The sequence below is a fragment of the Gordonia desulfuricans NBRC 100010 genome, from assembly GCF_001485495.1.
GTDB classification, from domain to species: Bacteria; Actinomycetota; Actinomycetes; order Mycobacteriales; family Mycobacteriaceae; genus Gordonia; species Gordonia desulfuricans.
This window is the reverse complement of record NZ_BCNF01000104.1, coordinates 1-20,621: the sequence shown is the minus strand read 5'-3', so window position 1 is coordinate 20,621 and position 20,621 is coordinate 1. Positions and strand designations below refer to the sequence as shown.

The following is a 20,621-nucleotide window of genomic DNA, read 5'->3' as shown; positions in this document are numbered from 1 at the left end:
GAGGTGGTTGCGGACATTGTTGTCTTACGGGGTCTCGACACGGGTCCTCGCCCTTGGGGGCTCGGTCCCGGCTCGACCATCCAAGGTGGGCACCTCTGGGGTGGTTGCCGACATTGTTGTCTTACGGGGTCTCGACTCGGGTCCTCGCCCTTGGGGGCTCGGTCCCGGCTCGACCATCCAAGGTGGGCACCTCTGAGGTGGTTGCGGACATTGTTGTCTTACGGGGTCTCGACACGGGTCCTCGCCTTGGGGGCTCGGTCCCGGCTCGACCATCCAAGGTGACCGGCTCGACCATCCATGGTGGCCGGCTCGGACGTGGGTGCAGCCAGGCCTACGTCGCGCGAGGATGGCCTGGTCACGGAGCGGGCGGGCGTGTCACCACGACTTCGCGGACAGGCCCCACCGATCGAGTTCCCTGGTGATCAGTCCGGTCAGGGCGGCGTCGTCGGCCACCCGATCGGGGTCGAGGGAGGTCATGCACAGGGTGATCGAACCGGCGCTGCGGCCCAGCCAGGCGCTGACCCCACCCTGCATGCGACGCAACGTCTCTGCGGTGGTGCCCACCGTGACCGAGCGGAGGGCCACCGAACCGGGGGTGCCGGTCCCGAGACCGGCGAAGGTGGGATCGAGGGTGCCCAGGGTGGATGCCAGGCACAGCGGCGCGCGGGAATCGGCGGCCAGCCGACGCACCAGACCGTCACCGAGCGGCTGCGCGATCCGGCCGAGCAGCGACAGCTGACCCGGTCCCGCCGACAACTCGCCGTAGGCGGCCTTGGTGGCGGTGCGCAGCGGCGAGAGATCGTGGTAGCGGTCGGCGGTCACCGGAATCCGCGCCGTGACACCGGTCGTCGCATTCGCGCGACGATCACCCGGGGTGCGGGTGGACATCGGCAGACTCAACGGCACCACATCGCCCTCCACCACCCGGCCGGTGGCCTCGAGCACCCCGATGACGATCGCGGCGAACAGCGTGGTCATGGTGCCGCCCGCGGCCGATGCCGCGGCGTCGTAGGCGCCGCCGTCGATGGTCACCACCGCCGTCGGACTGACCCCGCCCCACGACGACTCGTCCACCGCGGGCACCGGGCGGGCCTCCGGACGGACGATCGGCTGCGGACGGGTGCGGATCAGGCGCACAGCGGCTTTCACCGACCCGCCGATCGAGGAACCCAACTCGGTCAGGGTGTCGACGATGCCGGTGGGGGCGTTGGTGGTGTCGAACGGGACGCCGACGAGGACCTCCGCGATCCCGCCGAGTACCGCACCGCCGTCACCAATCACATGGGATCCCGTCCACGTCACGAACGTCTCGTCGGTGTCGGCGGATCGGACCGCCGAGATCCGCCACGACGGTCCGGCGACCACGTCGAAGCCGGCACCGGCCTGCCCGCGCGCCCAGTCGAGGATCGACGACGCCGGGATCGGATCGTCGGCGTAGTGCGACACACCGGCAGATACGGAGTGGAACCACCGGTCGCGCACCGGAAGCGGGCTGCGCCGGACCAGCCTGGCCAGCCGGCTGTGGGACAGCCCGCTCGCCAGCCGATCGAAATCGGCACGGGCGAGCTCACCGGGTATCCGCCACACCACCTGGTTGACCACCGGCAGGTCGAGCGCCTGCTCCATCCGGACGAACAGGTCGTCGTCGGGGGTCAGTCGCTCGGGACGTGCCGGTGCGGGTGCGGTGACAGAGGCGTCGGTCTGGTCGGCCACGATGCCAGTCCTTCCGAAGGTGATGGGGTGCCCGGGATCTCGGGCGGTCAGGCGCGACGGAGATAGGCGCGCACCGCGATCGGTGCGAACACGGCGATGATCACGACGGCGCCGATCAGTGTCCAGCCCACGTGCGCGGTGACCTGGCCGTCGTTGGCCAGTGACCGCAACGACGACACCAGATGCGAGACCGGGTTGATGTCGGCAACCGAGGCGATCCAGGAGGGCATGGTCTGCACCGGCACGAAGACATTCGAGGTGAAGGTCAGCGGCATCAGGATCAGCATCGAGACACCCTGCACCGCAGAGGCTTTGGACAGCAGGACACCCATCAGCGCGAAGATCCAGCTGATCGCGAACGCCGCGAACATGGTCAGCAGCACACCGAGGATGGTGCCGAGCACACTGTGCGGGCGGTAGCCCATCACCATGCCGACGCCCAGCGACATCACCGCGGCGATCGCATAGCGCACGATGTCGGCGATCAGTGAGCCGGCCAGCGGCGCGATCCGCGCGATCGGCAGCGACACGAACCGGTCGAACACACCTCGGTCCATGTCCTCACGCAGCTGCACACCGGTGACCACCGAACTGTTGATCGCCACGGCGACCAGCACACCCGGAACCAGTTGCGGCAGATAGGCGGAGACATCACCGGCGATCGCACCGCCGAAGATGTTGGCGAACATGACGGTGAAGACGATCGGCACCACGATCACGTCGAACAGCTGCTGCGGGGTGTGCTTCATCCGGAGCAGCCCGCGGCGGGTCATCGTGATGGTGTCGGTGACCGCCTGCGCGAACCCGACCCGCTCGATGGGCGGGGCGAAGGTTGCGGTGGTGGCGGGCGAGGTGTCGGCGACGGCGGTCATGCGGCATCCTCCTCGGAGTCGGCGGGTGCGGGGGTCGTCGAGCCGGGCGAGTCGCCGGCGGTGATGGCGAAGAAGACGTCGTCGAGACTCGGTCGGCGGACCGCGATCTCGGCGACCGGGATACCCACCTCCTCGAGTGCGACCACCGCGCGCGCCGACAGCGTGGGGTCGGAGATCGCGGCGAGCAGCCGGCCGTTCTCGGGGGTGGTGGTGATCGGACCGTCGAGCACGCGCCGCAGGATGTCGGTCGCCTCGGTGAGCCGCACGGCGTCGAACAGGGCGATCTCCAGCGACCGCTGGCCGACACGGTCCTTGAGGGTGTCGGCGTCGCCGGAGGCCACCACCCGACCGGAATCGATGACGACCAGCGAATCCGACAGCTGATCGGCCTCCTCGAGGTACTGGGTGGTCAGCAACACCGTGCTGCCCCCGGCGACGAGTTCACGCACCGCGGTCCACACCTCCTGGCGGGTGGTGGGATCGAGACCGGTGGTCGGCTCGTCAAGGAACAGCAGTGCCGGTTTGCGGATCATCGACGCGGCGAGGTCGACGCGGCGTCGCATACCGCCGGAGAACCCCGACACCGGGCGGTTGGCCGCGGCGGTGAGGTCGAACTGCTCGATCAGTTCGGCGGCACGCTTCTTGGCGGCCCGCCCGCGGTAGCCGAGCAGCCGCGCGAACAGCTCGAGGTTCTCCGACGCGGTGAGGTCTTCGTCGACCGAGGCGTACTGGCCGGTGAGCGAGATCTGGGAGCGGACGGCGGTGGCGTCGGAGACGATGTCGCGACCGAAGACCGTCGCCGAACCGGAGTCGGGGCGGATCAGCGTCGCCAGCATCCGGACGGTGGTGGTCTTGCCCGCGCCGTTGGGCCCGAGCACACCGAGCACCGTGCCGGTGGGGACGGTCAGGCTGACGTCGTCGACGGCGACGACGTCACCGAACGTCTTGCGCAGGTGTTCGGCGCGGATCGCGATGTCGGGGAGCACTGCATACCTCCATGTCGGCAGGGAACCCACCGGGTTCCCGGGATGCGAGAAGAGTGCACCGCGGAACTTTCATCTCGCTTTCACGCAGGTCGGAGGGGGTCAGTGCAGCAGTGACAGCAATGCGGTCCGGTGCGACGCCGGCCCGGGGCCGATGTCGACGACGGGGAAGTCGCGCCGGTAGCGGGCGCCGCGGGCCGCCGCGAGGAGTGGGTCGTCGGCGTCGAGTCCGGTGACCATGCCGATCGCTGCGGCGGCCGCGCCGAGGGCGGGCAGATTGGGGGTGGGCATCATCGCGAGCCACCCCAATGCGACCCGCAGGCCCTCCGCGGCGAGACGTGCCTCGGTGTCGGCACCGGTCACGAACAGGATCGCCGCCCGCACCCCGTGCAGGTAGGCCGAATGCCCGTCATGCGGCGGGCCGATCACGGCGATCGCGGTGTCGGCGGTGCGCCGGGCCCCTGACGGGTCGGCGGCCGCCCGGAGCTGGGCGCGGGCCATGTGGGCGGTCGCCACATAGGCGCGCCCGGAGTCGCCGGCCTCACGCAGACAGGAATCGAGGAGTTCGCCGGCCAGATCCGGATCGGACCGGAGCACGGCGAGCGCCTGATGGACCCGCACCTGACAGGCGTCCTCGGCCAGCCCGAGGGCGGCGTAGTCGGCCGCGGCCCGGCCGAGATGGACCGCTGCGCCGGCGTGGTCGCCGAGTAGGGCATGCCCGCGGCCGAGGCGGTGCCGGCCGGTGGTGACCAGCCACGGGTGCCGCGTGCGTTCGGCGGCGACGAGGGCTCGCAGCGCCGCCCGCCGGGACAGGGTCGGTACGGCGAGGAACTCGGCCGAGTCCGAACGGATGATCTCGGCGACCGCCACCACCATCGGGTCCCGCGACCGCGCGGCGCGGGTGACGATCCGGGTGAAGTCCGACGGGGATGCGGTCAGCAGGTGCACGATCAGGGCGATCACCGGCGGCAATGTGGCACCGGCGGCGAGGCGACGCAGCCGGGCCCGGGCCCGGGCCGCCGCCCGGGGCTGGATCAGGAGGATGAGATAGGCGGTGGCACAGGCGATGCCGACACAACACTCGCTGCCGGTCGCGTCGTCGATCGCGGCGAGGGCAAAGCGTTCGGCGTCGGGGTAGCCGCCGGTCCGGATCACCCGCCAGGTGATCACCGGCAGCAGCCGGGCCACCGAGCCCTGCGGTCCGTGTCCGTCCGCCGCCGCATGCAGCGCGGCCAGGAGCGCATCGGAACTCTCGTCGAGGCGTGCGACGACGCCGACCACCTCCCCGGCCAGCAGGCCGGCGCCGAGTGATTCGAGCAGATCGACCGCCCAACAGACGAATTCGCCGTCGAGTGCATCCTCGTCCCGGCCCGTGCGGGTGCGGGTGAAGTCCCGGACGGTCTCGGTCAGTCGGTAGCGGGTGAGTCCGTCGTCGCCCTCGATCACCGTGGCCAGGCTGTGATCGCAGACCTGTGCCAGGCCTTCGACGGTGACGCGGTCGAAGGTGAGCGCGTCGTGGATTCGGACGTCGCCGGGGAACAGGGCGAGCACGGCCAGCACGCGGCGGCCCCGGTCGTCGAGGAGATCCCAGCTGGCCGCGACCACGTCGGCCAGGGCGTGATGGCGGCCCTCGCCGGGTACCGCGAGCAGACCGAACCGTGCATCGAGCCGGCCGACGATGTCGGCCAGCGACAGATACCGCAGCTGGGCGGCGGCCAGTTCCAGGGCGAGCGGGGAACCGTCGAGCCGCGTGCACAATTCGGTAACCAGAGCCGGATCGAGGCGCACGTCGCCGCGGACCCGGCGGGCGCGTCGGGTCAACAGGTCCGCGGCGGCCGGCCCGGGCAGCGGGCCCACCGCCACCAGGTGTTCGCCGGCGAGGTCGAGCGGGGTGCGGCTGGTGGCGATCACGCGGATATCCGAACGGCGTGAACGGATCTCGGCGATGATGTCGGCCACGGCACCGGGCAGGTGCTCGCAGGTGTCGAGGACGACGACGGTGTCGGGCGGGGCGAGCTGGGCCACCGCCGCCCCGGCGGTGTGCGGTTGCGGCCGCAGCGACACACTCCGATCCGGGACCGCACCCCGGCCGAGGGCCACGGCCACCGCGGCGAGTGTGTCGTCGGCCTGCCGTGCCGCCGACAGATCCACGAAGATATTCGTCGGCTGTTGTGCGGCAATGTATTCGGTCACCAGCCGGGTCTTGCCGATACCGCCCGGACCGGTCACCGTGACCACCGCCGACGCCGCGAGGGCGGCGGTGAGCTCCTCGAGCGCGGCGGTGCCCGTGACATAGGCGTCGGCCGGGGGTGCCGGGGTGTGCGGCAACGGTGAATAGGCCAGTGCCGCACTGTGTGCCGCCGCGACCTCCGGACCGGGATCGGTCCCGAGGGCATTGGCGAGACCGGCCGCCAGCTCGGCGTGGACGGCGAGTGCGGCATTGGGATCGCCGGCCTGCAGCAGGGCCCGCATGTGCAGGGCGGCCAGGTGCTCGTCGAGAGATGCCGCAGAACGCAATTCGGCGATCTCGGCCGCCACCCGGCCGGGTTCACGGGCCAGCCGCCCGTGCCAGTCACGTTCGCGCAGCGCATGGGCCGCACGATCGGACCGCTCGATCAGTTCGTCGCGGATATCGCCCGCGGGCAGATCGGTTCCGGGTTCGCCCCGCCACCACGACCGCAGCAGCGTTGCCCCGGCGGCATCGTCGGCGGCGTCGGTGCGCAGGAACTCCTCGGCCGCCGCGAGATCGGAGGCGGGGGAGTCGGTGGTCAGGCGGTATCCGGCGGCCGACCCGGCGATGCTGTCGGGGCCCAGTATCCGCCGCAGCCGCGACACCTGCGTCTGCAGGGCGCCGGCGGGATTCTGCGGGGCCCGCTCCGGCCACACTGCCTCGATCAGCCGCGCCGATCCGACCGGGTGGGGGTGCGCCAGCGCCAGGGTCACCAGCAGTGTCCGGGTCCGTCCGGACGTGATCGGTTCCGGGCGGCCGTCCACCACGACGGTGACCGGACCCAGAAGTCCGACAAGCGGATTCGACCCTGACACGCCCATGTCGAGGCGATCAGCCGGCGTCGGTGAACGGCCGGCCCCACTCGCCGGTGAAGGCGATCTGGTGGAGGGGGAGCCGCTGCCGGGGCATCTCGTCGCGTTCGCGGACCTCGTCGGCCAGCGTGGCCGGGTCGTCGGCGAGTACACCGATCGCGAGGATCAGCATGGGCCGCTTGTCATCCGGGATGTCGAATACCTCGCGGGCGGCGACCGCGTCGAAACCGGCCATCGGATGTGGGATGAGTCCCTGGGCGACCGCCTCGAGGCTCATCTGCGCTGCGGCGAAACCGAGGTCCACCCCGCCGTAGTCGTGGGGTTTGACGTCGTCGGCGTCGTCGGTGGTGCACAGCAGGATCAGTGCGCCCGCGGCGGGCGCCCAGCTCTTGTTGCCGCGGTTGAGGACCGCCACGAGGCGCTCGAAGGTGTCGTCACCCCGCAGGCCCACCACGAACCGGACCGGCTGCAGCCTGCCCCAGGTGGGTGCCCACCGCCCGGCCTCGAGGATGTCGGTCACCGCCGCGACGGTGACCTCGCCGTGGGGGTCGTAGCCGCGTGCGCTCCAGCGCTTCTCGATCAGTTCGTGCACAGGGTCGAGGATACGTCGTCGCCGGTCACCGGGGTTTCCGGGCGGTATCCGCGCCGCGCTGGCTGCCGCCGTGACCGGCCCCGGTGGCCATCGCCCATTGTGGGTGAGTTCGCTTGTGTGGTCCGCCGTCAGGCGCGGACCATGAGCGAGGGGAGCCCGGCGTCCGGAGGTGATCGATGTCCGCACGCAGGATCATGGTGGCGGTGCTCGTCACGCTCACCGCCATCCTGACCATCGGCTCGGTGACCGCCGGATATGTGCGCGCGGTGCTGCTGGACTCCGACACCTATGTGTCGGTGGTGGGGCCGTTGGCGACCGACCCCGCAGTGCAACACGCGGTGTCCGAGGCGGTGAACGACGAGATCGCCGGCCACGTCGACTACCAGGCCATCACCGACTCGATGGTCGACGAACTCGCACAGCTCATCCCCGGTGACCGGCCGCGACTGGAGGGGGTGGCCACCGCGGCCGCACCCATGATCGCGAGCCGCCTGCAGGAGTTCACCCGGTCGGCGGTCGAGGAGTTCGTGGCCTCCGACCGGTTCGCCACGGCATGGGAGAACGCCAACCGGCAGGCCCACGAGGCGCTCGTCGCCCTGCTGACCGGCCGGGCACGACGCGACGCGGTCCAGATCGGGTCGAACGGCACGGTGGCGATCTCCCTGGATCCGATCCTCGTCGGGGTGCGTACCCGGCTGCTGGACCAGGGACTGTCCTTTGCCCAGCACCTGCCGACGTCGACCGACCGTCAGCTGGTGCTGCTGCACGCCCCCGGACTCGCCAAGGCCCAACGCGTGAACCGCATCCTGGACGCCGTGGCCTGGGTGCTGCCGTGGATCGCCCTCGGCTGCGCGGCGGCGGCGGTGGTCCTGGCCGGTCGGGGACGCCGCTGGTCGACCACGGCGGTCATCGGGGTGGCCGTGGTCGTCGGGATGGTGATCCTGGCGATCGCCCTGCTGATCACCCGTTCGGTCCTCATCGACCAGATCCCGTCGTCGGTGGGATCGGGGGCGGCCGCACGCGTGGTGCTCGACGCGGTGCTGGACCCGTTGCGGGTCGCGCTCCGATCGGTGGCCGCGGTGGGTCTGGTGCTCGCCGTCGTGGGATTCGTGGCCGGCGGGTCGGCGTCGGCCCGACGGCTGCGGGCCGGGGGTGGTCGCGTCATGGATGCGGTGGTCCGGCGCGGTGGCGGACATGTGCCGGCCGCCTGGGCGCGGGGGGTGTCGCAGAACCGCCGGATGCTGCAGGTGCTCGTCGTGCTGGCGGGTGCGCTCATCGTGGTGTTCTGGACGTCGCCGTCGGCGCTGGTCGTCCTGGTCGTGGCGGTCGTCGTCGCCGTGGTACTGGCGGTGATCGAGCTGGTCAGCCGGTCGGTGATCCGGTCGTCACCACCGGATTCCCCGACAGCCGCCGTCGGGGGCCCGCAGGATTCGGATCCGCCGACCGAGGAGACCCGACAGCCGACGTCGGAATGATCCGACGCCGGTTGTCAGGAGAGCGGGGAGTCGTCCCGATCAGGGGACTGGTAGGAGACGAGGTGGAATTCCGTCACCCGTAGCCCGAGGATCTCGCAACGCGAGAGGATTCCGAACATCTGGGACGAGTCGACGACAGCGCATCCGAAGACGGTGTCACCGTGATCTCGATCGACCCACACCGGGTGAAAGGAGTCGAGCAACTCGGCGCTCAATTCGCCCTCGATGCGAAATCGATAGATCTCGGTAATCGGAATCACCCCTGGGTTCACCCGTGTGGATCGGATTTCAGTGTGGCCGACGAGTTCTTCGTCCGCGTCACGCAAACAGGGTGAGATCTAATCGGACGTCGTTGTCCCCCAAGCGGACGACGGCGCGATCGCTTATCCCGACATCACGATCGGAGAATTCGGACACCTTGTCGCGGTGAGGCGATGGGCGGGGCACAATGACGACGGGCCGGGAGTGGATGGAGTGGTTGCAGAAGAACTGTGACGGCAGAATCGTGACGGCAACCCGATATCCGCGGAGACGAATCCCGGACGGTTGTGAATGATTTCTCGACAGACGGGTGATCGATGGCATCCGACGCCGATTCCGGGCGCAATTCGACTGCGCCCACCGGGCCGGTCGTCCGCAACATCGTTCTGCGCGCCGATGTGCTGAACCGGCTCGACGGGGTGCTGCGTGCCGATGTGTTCGTCGTCTGTGCACCGGCCGGTTACGGGAAATCCCTGGCGATGGCGGCGTGGCTGGATTCGCGCATGGTGGAGCAGGTGGCGTGGGCGAACCTCGGGGCCGTCGGGGAGTCGGCATCACGGTTGTGGTCGGCGGTGATCGACGGGTTCGTCCGGATGGCCGGCGACGACGGAGAACTGGCGGCGGTCGCGGTCCTGGCCGATCGGGCGCCCGCCGAGGTGCCCCGCCGGCTGGCCGGCTGGATCGCTCGCCGCTCCGGCCCGGTGGTGCTGGTGCTCGACGATCTGCACGGCGTGACCGGTCCCGAGGCGCACGAGCAGGTGCAGCAGTTGGTGGCGGTGTCGCCGGCGGGCCTGCACATCGTGTGCATCACCCGGCACGATCCGCCCTGGCCGCTGCATCGGATGCGGTTGGACGTGCGGATCGACGAGATCCGTACCGACCTGTTCCGCTTCGACGTCGCGTCGACGATGGCGCTCTTCGAATCGCTCGATCTCTCGCTGGGGCCGGCGATCGCGACGGCATTGGTGGACCGTACCCAGGGGTGGGCCGCCGGAATCCGTCTGGCCGCATTGGGTGCGGCGAACTCCGATGACCCGGAGGGGTTCGTGGACGGGATCACCGGCCGCACCGGGTACATCGCCGACTACCTCCTCAAGGAGGTCTATCAGCGGATGCCGCCGGCCTGGCGCGATCTGCTGATCCGCGTCAGCGTCGTCGACGTGGTGTGCCCCGAACTCGCCGAGGCGCTCGGTGCCGGGGTCGACGGCGAGGCGACGCTCGTCCAGCTGGCCCGCGAGCACGCCTTTGTCCACGAACTCGGCGACCAGCCGGGCTGGTTCCGGCTGCATCCGCTCCTGCTGGACTTCCTGCGCAGCCGAATCCACGATCAGCGCGAACTCCTCGACCTCCACCGCCGCGCCGCGCAGTGGTACGCCGATCAGGGCAGGCCGCTGGTGGCACTCGGACACGCGATCTCCGCCCACGACTGGGATGCGGCCGCGACATTGGTCGGCCGGCATGCGGTCACGTGGACCGTCTGCCGGAATCCTTTCGAGCTCAAACGAATTCTCGACGGCGTAGCCCTCGACGAGGTTCTGGCCCGCCCCGGGCTGGCGACCGGCGCGGCCGCGGTCCGGGCGATGGCCGGGCTCACCGCCGAGATCGAGGGGTTCGCGGTGGCGGCCCGGTCACGGCTGGACACCTGCGGCAGCGCCCGCCCCCGCCTCGAACTCCTCCTCGACCTGATCGACATCGGATACCGGCGCTGGACCGGCGATGTGGACGGCATGCTGGCCGGCTGCCGCCGGGTGAACACCGACCCGGCAGCCCTCGCCGGTTCCGGTCTCACCGACTGGCCGGTCATCGGGGTGCTCGTGACCAGCAACACCGGCAGCAGCGAACTGTGGACCGGTGAGATCGAACCGGCACGGTCGCATCTGATCGAGGCGGCGACGGCGACGGCCGGTCCGCCGATCATGTTGCCGGTGCTCAACGCCCGGGCGCACCTGGCATATCTGCAGTGGCGCAGCGGGGAGCTCACCTCGGCCGACGACCGGGCCCGCGAGGCGATCGCCGGATTCGCCGAGGCCGGGATTCCGGCGGCGGCCCATGCGGCGTCGGCGTATCTGGCGCTCGTCGGGGTGTCGCTCGACCGCGACGACCTCGACGCCGCCGACGCGTGGGTGCAGGCGGCGGCCGCGTCGGCCATCGAACCCCACACCCTGCTCGTCCTGGCGATGATGCGCGTGCGCATCCTGCTCCGTCGGGGTGCCGCCTACGACGCCGCATCGGTGATGCGGGATGCCGTCACCGGCACGGGATTCGACGTCGTCCCGGCGGCGCTGCGACGTGAGGCCGAGGCGCTGGGGTCGGTGGTCGCCGCCTACGTCGACTCGGGTTCGGGGCGGCGGGGACACGTCGACGCACCTGCCCTGCCCGATCGGCCGACCACCCGGGAACTCGTCGAGCATTCGCTGGCGGTGGCGTCGAATCCTGCTGTCGACCAACAGATTCGGACGGAACTCATCGATCGGGCCCTGGCCGCGGCCGCTGCCGAGGATCTTCGGCGGCCGTTTCTCGAACGGGCAGAACAGATCCGGGACCTGCTCGCCGGCCGGATCGAGCGGGGAAGTCCACAGGCCGACTTCGCGCTCGGACTGCTCCGCAGAATGCCGTCGGAGGGCCGGCGGACCGCCGACGACGGGCGGTTCGTGCCGCTCAGCGCCCGGGAGATGGAGATCCTCCATCATCTGGTGGGCTCGATGACGATCTCCGAGATCGCCGGCGCGCTCTACATCTCGGTGAACACCGTGAAGACCCATCAGCGTGCGGTCTATCAGAAACTCGGTGTCAGCGGCCGTCGGGAGGCGGTCACCCGGGCCCGGTCGCTACGGCTGCTGTGACCGGCGTCAGTGCGCTTCGGTGACCCGTCCGGTCTCGACGACCTGCTCCACCACCGCCGGCCGCTCACGCATCACGACCGCGATGACGACGCTCAGCACGCCCAGGGCGATCACCGCGAGCGCCATCGCGGCGTGCAGACCGTCGACGTAGGCCGCGCGGGCGGCATCGGCCAGCGCCACCCCGTCGGGTCCCATCCCGGATGCCGTCTGCAGGGTCTCGCCGAGGGTGTCGCCGAAGCCCAGACCGGCGCCGGAGGCGTGGAACACCAGGGTGGCGATCGATCCGAGCACGGCGAGTCCGGAGGCGGTACCCAGTTCGAAGCTCGTCTCGGAGATGCCCGACGCCGCACCCGACCGCTCCGGCGGAACCGAACCGACGACGATCTCCGACACCAGGCTGAACTGCACCGCGAAGCCGACACCGGCGACCGCCGTCGACACGATGTAGATCCACAGCGGGCTGTCGGTGGTCAGGAACTGTAGGCCGGCCAGGCCGATCGCGGACAGGGCGACCGCCCCGGAGAGCGAGGCCCGCTCGCCGAACCGGGCCACCACGCGCCCGGTGCCGATGGAGAACACCGCCACCGTGATGGCCATCGGCAGGCCCGCGAACGCGGCCACCAGGACGTCATGACCGAGCACCGACTGGAGGTACACCCCGGTCAGGTAGGAGGTGCCGCCCAGCGTCATCATGCCCAGCAGGGCGACGAGGATGGCCATGACGAACCGTCCGGAACCGAACAGCGACAGGTCGAGCAGCGGGGCGCGGGCGGCCCGCTGTTGCAGGACGAACCCGACGAGGGCGAGCACCCCGATCGTGGCGCTCGCGATGATCACGGGGGAGAACCCCTCCGACGCCGCGGTCTTGATGGCGTACATGATCGGCAGGATCGCCAGCATCGACAGGACGACGCCGGTGACGTCGAACGGGGCGTGCGGCCCGTCGGCCCGGTACTCCGGCACCAGCCGCGGACCGAGCACGAACAGCACGGCGAGCACCGGCACGTTGATCAGGAACACCGCACCCCACCAGAAGTGGTGCAGCAGAATGCCTCCGATGACCGGACCGATGGCCGACCCGCCGGCGAAGGCCGCGGTCCACACGCCGATCGCGCGGGCCCGGTTGCGTCCGTCGGTGAACATGTTGGCGATCAGCGACAGGCTCGACGGCATCAGCGTCGCGCCGCCGATTCCCATCAGCGCCCGCGCGGCGATGAGCACCTCCGCCGACGGGGCGAATGCGGCGATCACCGAGGCGATCCCGAACACCGCGGCACCGGCGAGCAGGATGCGCCGACGGCCGATCCGGTCGCCGACGTTGCCCATCGTGATCAGCAGGCCGGCGATCAGGAAGCCGTAGATGTCGAGGATCCACAGCTGTTCGGCGGCACTCGGGTCGAGCGCGACGGTGATCGACGGGATCGCGAGGTAGAGCACCGAGAAGTCCATCGACACCAGCAGCACCGGCAAGGTCAGGACCGCGAGTCCCCACCAGGCGCGTCGATCGGCGGCCGAGGTGTCCCGGTCGCGCTGATCGGTGGGCGGGCAGGTGGTGGACATGAGTCGGCTCCGGATTGTCTCGTGGGCGGATGCTGCGTACGACGTACGCGAACACCACGATACGCCAGATGGGTACGCTGTACGCAACCCGAATATTCCCAGCTGGACGAGGAGTTGACCGCCGGTGGCCCCACAGCCGACCAAACTGACGACGGCGGTGATCGTGAACACGGCGATCGACGTCGCCGACGGTGATGGTCTCGACGCCGTGTCGATGCGTCGGCTCGCCGAGGAGATCGGCGTCGGCGCGATGTCGTTGTACCGGCACGTCGACGACAAAGACGCCCTGCTGCAGGCGATGGTCACCGAGGTGGGTCGCCGGTTCCCGTATCCGGTCGGCGACCCGGTACCGGCCGGCTGGCGTGAGCGTGTGGCGATCGCCGCCGACATCGACTGGGCCCTGTACCAGCGGCATCCGTGGGTGCTGCTGGCGTACTCGGTGCCCCGCTACGGGTTCGGTGCCGAGGCGCTCGACGGGATGAACTGGCTGGCCGAGGGCTTTCTCGAGCTCGGTGTCGACGCGGTTCGGGCGGTCGACATGGTGCTCACCGTGTGGTCGTACATCAACGGTGTGGCCCTCGCCGCGGTGAGCGACCGTCTCATGCGGTCGGGGCCGGCGGGCGACGACCCCGGCGGGCTCGCCGACATCGTCTCCGGGCGGATCACCACCGGGCTCGAGAACCTGCCGCACCTGGCCGCGATCGTCGGCGACCCGGCGGCGGCGCGATTGCTCGACCCGCGCGCCGCCCTCGATGCCGGCGTGGCCTACCTGTGTGCGGGATTCGAGGCGGCCACCGCCGACGGGAGGTGAGGGACCGGCTCGGTGAGCCCCGCCACGACTGCCGCGCCGGTGTGATGATCACGTCGGTGTGACCGCTACTCGGGTGTGACGCCCATTCCGGTGTGACGACTACTCCGGTGTGACCGCTACTCGGGTGTGACGATCGCGAAATCCGGGTCCCCGGGTTCCAGCAACGCCGCGAGCCGGGCCAGCGTTCCGACGTCTCCGGTGATCTCGATCCCGGCGTCGGCGAGCTGTTCGGCCGACATCCCGCCCACCGCGAGCAGCGGCAGGGTTGCCGCGGTGGCGCTCACGCCGACATCGGCCGGTGTCGGCTGCGGATAGGTGCTGTAGGTGAGCACCCCGTTGGCCAGGCGGAGCCGATAGGTGTCGTCGGTGCCGGTGATGTGCACGTCGATCGAGAGCCGCTCGTCCCACGCGGCCGGCCCGTCGACCCGAATGGCGATGGCGTCGAAGAACATCGGGGGAGTCAACCGGCCGAGGAGATCGGCCGACGCCGTCTGGGTGGGGCTGCCGAAGACGCCGCCGCGTAGTTCGGTTGCACCGGAGAGGTAGAAATTCCGCCAGGTGCCGTTCTCTGCGCCGTAGCCTAGTTGCTCGTAGGTGTCGGCGAGCAACTCGCGGGCGCCGGCATGTGTCGGGTCGGCGAAGACCACGTGATTGACGACCTGTGCCACCCAGCGGAAGTCGCCGTCGGCGAACGACTTCCGTGCCTTCGCCACGACGGCGTCGGAGCCGCCCATGAAGTCGACGTACCGCGTCGACTGCTCGACCGGTGTGTGTTTCCACAGTGATGCCGGGTTGCCGTCGAACCAGCCGAGATAGCGCTGATAGACGGCCTTCACGTTGTGGCTGACCGACCCGTAGTAGCCGCGCGCCGACCACGAGTTCTCCAGTGCCGGTGGCAATTCGATCTGTTCGGCGATCTCGGGTCCGGTCAGCCCCCGGTTCAGCATCCGAAGGGTCTGATCATGCACATAGGCGTACAGATCGCGTTGGGTGGCAATGAAGTCCACGACCCGCCGGTTACCCCACGTCGGCCAGTGATGCGAGGCGAAGACCACCTCGACGTCGGCACCGAACAGATCGATCGTCTCGGTGAGGTACTTCGCCCACCCGTGCGGATCCCGGACGACGGCACCCCGCAGGGTCAGCAGGTTGTGGAAGGTGTGCGTCGCGTCCTCGGCCGCGCACAGCGCCTTGAATCCGGGGAGATAGATCAGCATCTCCGACGGCGCCTCGGTGTCGGGGGCCATCTGGAACACCATCCGGACGCCGTCGACCGTCGCCTCCTGCCCGGTGGCGGTGACGATGTCGGTGGGGGCGATCAGGGTGATGGTGCCGGTCGACACCGTCTGGCCGAGGCCCGCGCCGACCTGCCCCTGCGGGCCGCGCGCGAGGGCGGCGCCGTACATGTAGCCGGCCCGGCGGGCCATGGCCGTTCCCGCGTAGACGTTCTCGGCGACGGCATGTTCCAGAAATCCTTCCGGTGCAAAGATCTTCACCTCGCCGGACTCGACCTGTTCCGGTGACACGAAGCCCCGGACACCGCCGAAGTGGTCGACGTGGGAGTGGGTGTAGACGATCGCGGTGACCGGACGGTCTCCCCGGTGCGCGCGATACAACTCGAGGGCCGCCCGCCCGGTCTCCTCCGACAACAGCGTGTCGATCACGACCACACCGGTGACGCCCTCGACGAACGACGTGTTCGACAGATCGAGGCCGCGGACCTGGTAGATGCCCGGCACCACCTCGAACAGCCCGTCCGTCGCGACGAGTTGCGACTGCCGCCACAGACTCGGGTTCACGGTGTCCGGTGCATCGCCGGAGAGGAAGTCGTAGGTGGAGTTGTCCCAGATCACGGTCCCGTCGTCGCCGGTCACCGCGGCCGGTTGCGTCCGTGCGATGAAACCTCGTGCGGCGTCGTCGAAGTCGGTGGTGTCGGCGAAGGGGAGTGCCTCGCGCACCGCATTCTGATGGGCGATCACGGTGTCGGAGGCGGGCTTTGGCGATGGGTTCATGGGTTCTGTTCGGGGAGTGTGGGATCGGGAAACCGGCGTGGCGAGTTCACTCGGTCCGCCAGGTCGCCACCGCCCAGATCACGATGATGTCGACGGCGATGATGACGATCGACCACCACGGGTAGTAGGGCAGCCACAGGAAGTTCAGGATCAGCGACAACGCCGCGATGATGATGGCGACCACCCGTGCCCAGGCCGCCCCGGCGTACATGCCGATCGCCACGAGGATGGCGATGATCCCGACGACGATGTGGATCCAGCCCCACGTCGTGACATCGAAGTTGTAGACGTACTGCTGACCGACGACGATCAGCTGGTCCTTGGCGACGGCGGAGATGCCTTGGAGCAGGCCGAGCAGACCGGCGACGAGGAGCAGCGTGGCCGCCGCGATCGTCGTGACACCGGCGATGCCCTGCCCGACCGAACCGGACTTGTCGGGAGGCGGATTCGTGGCCATGGTGGGTCCCTTCGAGCGACGACGGACGGTGCATCCAGCATCGCGCCGATCCCGACCACACGCCTCACCCGTGCGGGGTGATCGCCGCGGGACCTCAGCAGATCGTCGACGTCACATCGCGTGGGGGTAGACCGTGAGCATGTACGCGCCGAACCAGGAACTGCCGATCACGATCGGGATCAGCAGCGCGATCCCGGCACGCGGCCGGCAGCGGGCCAGACCGATCGCCGCGGGCACCAGCAACACGAAGGCCGGCAGCAGCAGCCGGGGGCGGCTCATCATCAGCCCGCTGGACAGCACGATCGATGCCACCACGAGGATGCCGTAGACCAGCACCGGCCACGGCAGGCGCGCCCACACGGCCACCGCGATCAGCACCAGCGTGATCACGATGATCCACGACACCGCCACCGGGACCAGGCCGTCGGAGTTCACCAGCATGTCGTTGACGAAGTTGAACGCGGCCACCCCGCCGTCGAATCGGGTGTCCCAGCCCTCGGTCTGGACGGCGAACCATCCCGTCGGCGACCCGGTCTGCGACCACACATATCCCAGGTAGCCGAGGTAGCCCACCGGACTGATCACGAACGCGATCCACGGCACCACCGACTGCCACGTCGACCCGTCGTCGGCGCGCCGACGCTCACCGCCGGGCCCGAACCGGTCGATCAGCACCGCCAGCATCACCACCCCGATCACGACGACGGCGGTCGGCCGGACGGTGCCCACCAGGGCCGCGCAGATCCCGGCGAGCACCCACTGCCGGCGCAGCACGCCGACCAGCGCCCACACACTGAGCGTGCAGAACAAGGTCTCGGTGTAGGCCATGTTGAGCACCACCGACATCGGTGTGGCCGCGAACAGCGCCACCAGGAACAGTCCCACCCGGGCGGTATCGATGCGGCCCGGCCCGGTGGCGTCGGGGCCGGGGACGATCGGTGACCGGCCGCGCATCGCCCGGACGCACAGCTCACCGAGCCGCGCCACGCCCACCGCGGCCACACATCCGAGGAGCAGGTTGATGCCGACGGCCGCCCCATACGGGCTGATCAGCGGCAACGACGCCACCGCGCGCACCAGATATGGGTAGCCGGGGAAGAACGCGAGCGCGGTGTCAGCGGTGTGGATGCCACGGGCATCGGTGAGATCGAACGGCACCCCGGCGTAGCCGTGCTCGGCGATCGCGAGCATCCACTCGCCGTCCCACGCCGACAGCGACTCGCGCAGCGATCTGCCCCGCAGCGCGTCGAACCGGATCAGCGTCAGGATGCCCACACCGCGAACCACCAGGTAGATCGCTATCGGGGCCACCCACGAGCGCCAGTCGGGCGTCGCCCGGCGCCGGGTCGTGACGTCGTCCGGCGCGGCGTCGGGGAGGGGGTCAACGTCGCCGACCGTGCGGGTGGTGGACACCTCAGCGATGGTAGGGCAGCACCCTTCGGATACGTGTCGTGGCCGGTCCGGACGGACGGGGCGCGAATCACCGGCGCCGCGCCGGTAAGGTTGTCGGCGCAAACATCGCATCCGACGTAACGACAATCTGCAGGAGGTCACCCGACGTGGCACTCGTGGTGCAAAAGTATGGCGGATCCTCGGTCGCCTCGGCCGAACGTATCCGCCGGGTCGCCGAGCGGATCGTCGAGACCAAGAAGCAGGGCAACGACGTCGTCGTGGTGGTGTCGGCGATGGGTGACACCACCGACGAACTGCTCGACCTCGCCCAGCAGGTCAACCCGGCGCCCCCGGCCCGTGAAATGGACATGCTGCTGACCTCCGGTGAACGGATCTCCAACGCGCTGGTCGCGATGGCGATCAGTTCGCTGGGTGCGCAGGCGCAATCGTTCACCGGCTCGCAGGCAGGTGTGATCACCACCAGCAGCCACGGCAAGGCGAAGATCATCGACGTCACCCCGGGCCGTGTGCGGACCGCGCTCGACGAGGGCAAGATCGTGCTGGTCGCGGGCTTCCAGGGGGTTTCCCAGGACACCAAGGACGTCACCACCCTGGGCCGCGGCGGGTCCGACACCACCGCCGTCGCGCTCGCCGCCGCCCTCGAGGCCGACGTCTGCGAGATCTACACCGACGTCGACGGCGTGTACACCGCCGACCCGCGGATCGTGCCCGACGCCCGCCGCCTCGACGCGGTCTCCTTCGAGGAGATGCTCGAGATGGCCGCGTGCGGTGCCAAGGTCCTGATGCTGCGGTGCGTGGAATACGCCCGGCGGTACAACGTTCCCGTTCACGTGCGCTCGTCGTACTCGACCAAACCCGGCACCATGGTGACCGGCTCGATGGAGGACATTCCCGTGGAAGAAGCGATTCTCACCGGTGTCGCACACGACCGCAGTGAGGCGAAGATCACCGTCGTCGGCCTCGACGACAAGCCGGGTTCGGCCGCGAAGGTCTTCCGCGCGGTGGCCGACGCCGAGATCAACATCGACATGGTGTTGCAGAACATCTCGAAGGTGGAGACCGGCAAGACCGACATCACCTTCACCCTGCCGCGCGAGCTCGGCCCGATGGGCGTGGAGAAGCTCACCAAGCTGCAGGCCGAGATCGGCTTCACCGAGCTGCTCTACGACGACCACATCGGCAAGGTGTCGCTGGTGGGTGCGGGTATGAAGAGCCATCCCGGCGTCACCGCCACCTTCTGTGAGGCATTGAGCAAGGCCGGTATCAACATCGAGCTGATCTCCACCTCGGAGATCCGGATCTCGGTGCTGTGCCGGGACACCGAACTCGACGACGCGGTCCGCGCCATCCACGAGGCATTCGACCTCGGTGGCGAGGAAGAAGCGGTCGTCTACGCAGGAACGGGGCGGTAGCACCATGGTCAACATCGGAGTGGTCGGCGCCACCGGTCAGGTCGGCGGCGTCATGCGGGCCCTGCTGGCCGACCGCAAGTTCCCCGCGAGCTCGGTGCGGTTCTTCGCGTCGGCGCGGTCGGCGGGCAAGACGCTGCCGTGGGGTGACGGGGAGATCGTTGTTGAGGACGCCTCGACCGCCGATCCGTCCGGCCTCGACATCGCCCTGTTCTCGGCCGGCGCCACCATGTCGCGTGAGCAGGCGCCGCGATTCGCCGCCGCCGGCGTCACGGTGATCGACAACTCGTCGGCGTGGCGCAAGGACCCCGACGTCCCGCTGGTCGTCAGCGAGGTCAACGGCGAACTGGCCAAGACCCCGCCGAAGGGGATCATCGCCAACCCGAACTGCACCACCATGGCCGCGATGCCGGTGCTCAAGCCGCTGCACGACGAGGCCGGGCTGACTCGCCTGATCGTGTCGTCGTACCAGGCGGTCTCGGGTAGCGGCCTGGCCGGCGTCGAGGAGCTCGCGTCGCAGGCGCGTGCGGTGATCGACGACGTCGAGAAGCTGGTCTACGACGGTTCCTCGGTGACCTTCCCGGCCCCCGACAAGTACGTCGCGCCGATCGCCTTCGACGTGATCGCGCTGGCCGGTGCGCTGGTCGACGACGGTTCCGGGGAGACCGACGAGGATCAGAAGCTGCGCAACGAGTCTCGTAAGATCCTCGGACTGCCCGAGCTGCTGGTGAGCGGCACGTGCGTGCGCGTGCCGGTGTTCACCGGTCACTCGCTGTCGATCAACGCCGAGTTCGACCGTCCGATCTCGCCCGAGCGTGCCCGTGAGATCCTTTCGGGCGCAGCAGGAGTGGACGTCGTCGACGTCCCCACCCCGCTCGCCGCCGCAGGCCAGGACAACTCGCTGGTCGGTCGCATCCGTCAGGATCCGGGTGTCCCGGAAGGTCGCGGCCTCGCGCTGTTCGTCTCCGGCGACAACCTCCGTAAGGGCGCTGCGCTCAACACGATCCAGATCGCCGAACTGCTGGTCTGAGTTCCACACCCCGACGGCGGGGCCGGGTGCATGTCACCCGGCCCCGCCGTCGTTCATGGTTGCCGACATAGTTGTCTCACCGGGTCTCGACACGGGTCCTCGCCTTGGCGGCTCGGTCCCGGCTCGACCATCCAAAGTGGTTGCGTCC

The 20,621-nt window shown here is 69.7% G+C and carries 15 protein-coding genes; 5 read left to right on the top strand and 10 right to left on the bottom strand.

Annotated features, from left to right (window positions below; genetic code table 11):
* Positions 1 to 375: 375 nt before the first annotated feature.
* The 5 genes from GD1_RS16830 to GD1_RS16810 form a co-directional block, all read right to left on the bottom strand.
* Complete coding sequence (locus tag GD1_RS16830) at positions 376 to 1,713, bottom strand: hypothetical protein (RefSeq protein ID WP_244882823.1); 1,338 nt, start codon at positions 1,711 to 1,713, stop codon at positions 376 to 378.
* A 47-nt stretch (positions 1,714 to 1,760) separates the two neighbouring features.
* Positions 1,761 to 2,585, bottom strand: coding sequence for an ABC transporter permease (locus tag GD1_RS16825; protein WP_020793724.1), 825 nt, complete (start codon positions 2,583 to 2,585; stop codon positions 1,761 to 1,763).
* Complete coding sequence (locus tag GD1_RS16820; RefSeq protein WP_020793723.1) at positions 2,582 to 3,571, bottom strand: ATP-binding cassette domain-containing protein; 990 nt, start codon at positions 3,569 to 3,571, stop codon at positions 2,582 to 2,584. The genes GD1_RS16825 and GD1_RS16820 overlap by 4 nt, the downstream gene beginning before the upstream one ends.
* Before the next feature lie 99 nt (positions 3,572 to 3,670).
* On the bottom strand, positions 3,671 to 6,619 hold the full coding sequence (locus tag GD1_RS16815; protein ID WP_059038405.1) for an AfsR/SARP family transcriptional regulator: 2,949 nt from the start codon (positions 6,617 to 6,619) through the stop codon (positions 3,671 to 3,673).
* 10 nt (positions 6,620 to 6,629) lie between these two features.
* The gene (locus GD1_RS16810) at positions 6,630 to 7,202 is read right to left on the bottom strand and encodes a nitroreductase family protein (protein ID WP_020794232.1); all 573 of its coding nucleotides are present in this window, start codon (positions 7,200 to 7,202) and stop codon (positions 6,630 to 6,632) included.
* Between the two features lie 176 nt (positions 7,203 to 7,378).
* Here GD1_RS16810 and GD1_RS16805 point away from each other — a divergent pair, with 176 nt between their 5' ends.
* Positions 7,379 to 8,677 carry a hypothetical protein gene (locus GD1_RS16805; RefSeq protein ID WP_152972764.1) on the top strand — a complete coding sequence of 433 codons (1,299 nt, stop codon included), beginning with the start codon at positions 7,379 to 7,381 and terminating at the stop codon, positions 8,675 to 8,677.
* A 14-nt stretch (positions 8,678 to 8,691) separates the two neighbouring features.
* Here the strand turns inward: GD1_RS16805 and GD1_RS16800 are convergent, their stop codons facing one another.
* On the bottom strand, positions 8,692 to 9,003 hold the full coding sequence (locus GD1_RS16800) for a DUF8691 family protein (RefSeq protein WP_157079526.1): 312 nt from the start codon (positions 9,001 to 9,003) through the stop codon (positions 8,692 to 8,694).
* A gap of 252 nt (positions 9,004 to 9,255) precedes the next feature.
* Between GD1_RS16800 and GD1_RS16795 the strand changes: the two genes are divergently transcribed.
* Positions 9,256 to 11,781, top strand: a complete 2,526-nt coding sequence (locus tag GD1_RS16795; RefSeq protein ID WP_059038403.1) for a winged helix-turn-helix domain-containing protein — start codon at positions 9,256 to 9,258, stop codon at positions 11,779 to 11,781.
* A 6-nt stretch (positions 11,782 to 11,787) separates the two neighbouring features.
* Here GD1_RS16795 and GD1_RS16790 read toward each other — a convergent pair whose 3' ends face one another.
* Positions 11,788 to 13,341 carry an MFS transporter gene (locus GD1_RS16790; RefSeq protein ID WP_059038401.1) on the bottom strand — a complete coding sequence of 518 codons (1,554 nt, stop codon included), beginning with the start codon at positions 13,339 to 13,341 and terminating at the stop codon, positions 11,788 to 11,790.
* Between the two features lie 124 nt (positions 13,342 to 13,465).
* Between GD1_RS16790 and GD1_RS16785 the strand changes: the two genes are divergently transcribed.
* Positions 13,466 to 14,152 carry a TetR/AcrR family transcriptional regulator gene (locus tag GD1_RS16785; RefSeq protein ID WP_059038399.1) on the top strand — a complete coding sequence of 229 codons (687 nt, stop codon included), beginning with the start codon at positions 13,466 to 13,468 and terminating at the stop codon, positions 14,150 to 14,152.
* Positions 14,153 to 14,268: 116 nt separating this feature from the next.
* Here the strand turns inward: GD1_RS16785 and GD1_RS16780 are convergent, their stop codons facing one another.
* The 3 genes from GD1_RS16780 to GD1_RS16770 all read right to left on the bottom strand — a co-directional run bounded on the left by GD1_RS16780 (position 14,269) and on the right by GD1_RS16770 (position 18,034).
* Complete coding sequence (locus GD1_RS16780; RefSeq protein WP_059038397.1) at positions 14,269 to 16,164, bottom strand: alkyl/aryl-sulfatase; 1,896 nt, start codon at positions 16,162 to 16,164, stop codon at positions 14,269 to 14,271.
* A 46-nt stretch (positions 16,165 to 16,210) separates the two neighbouring features.
* Positions 16,211 to 16,621, bottom strand: coding sequence for a DUF7144 family membrane protein (locus GD1_RS16775; protein WP_020794370.1), 411 nt, complete (start codon positions 16,619 to 16,621; stop codon positions 16,211 to 16,213).
* A gap of 111 nt (positions 16,622 to 16,732) precedes the next feature.
* Positions 16,733 to 18,034, bottom strand: a complete 1,302-nt coding sequence (locus GD1_RS16770; protein ID WP_244882820.1) for a putative hexosyltransferase — start codon at positions 18,032 to 18,034, stop codon at positions 16,733 to 16,735.
* 146 nt (positions 18,035 to 18,180) lie between these two features.
* On the opposite strand from GD1_RS16770, the gene GD1_RS16765 reads away from it, so the two are divergent.
* Together GD1_RS16765 and GD1_RS16760 are read left to right on the top strand one after the other, a co-directional pair.
* A complete protein-coding gene (locus GD1_RS16765; protein WP_053777483.1) occupies positions 18,181 to 19,446 on the top strand; it encodes an aspartate kinase in 1,266 nt (421 codons plus the stop codon).
* A gap of 4 nt (positions 19,447 to 19,450) precedes the next feature.
* The gene (locus GD1_RS16760; protein WP_059038396.1) at positions 19,451 to 20,473 is read left to right on the top strand and encodes an aspartate-semialdehyde dehydrogenase; all 1,023 of its coding nucleotides are present in this window, start codon (positions 19,451 to 19,453) and stop codon (positions 20,471 to 20,473) included.
* Positions 20,474 to 20,621: the final 148 nt, after the last annotated feature.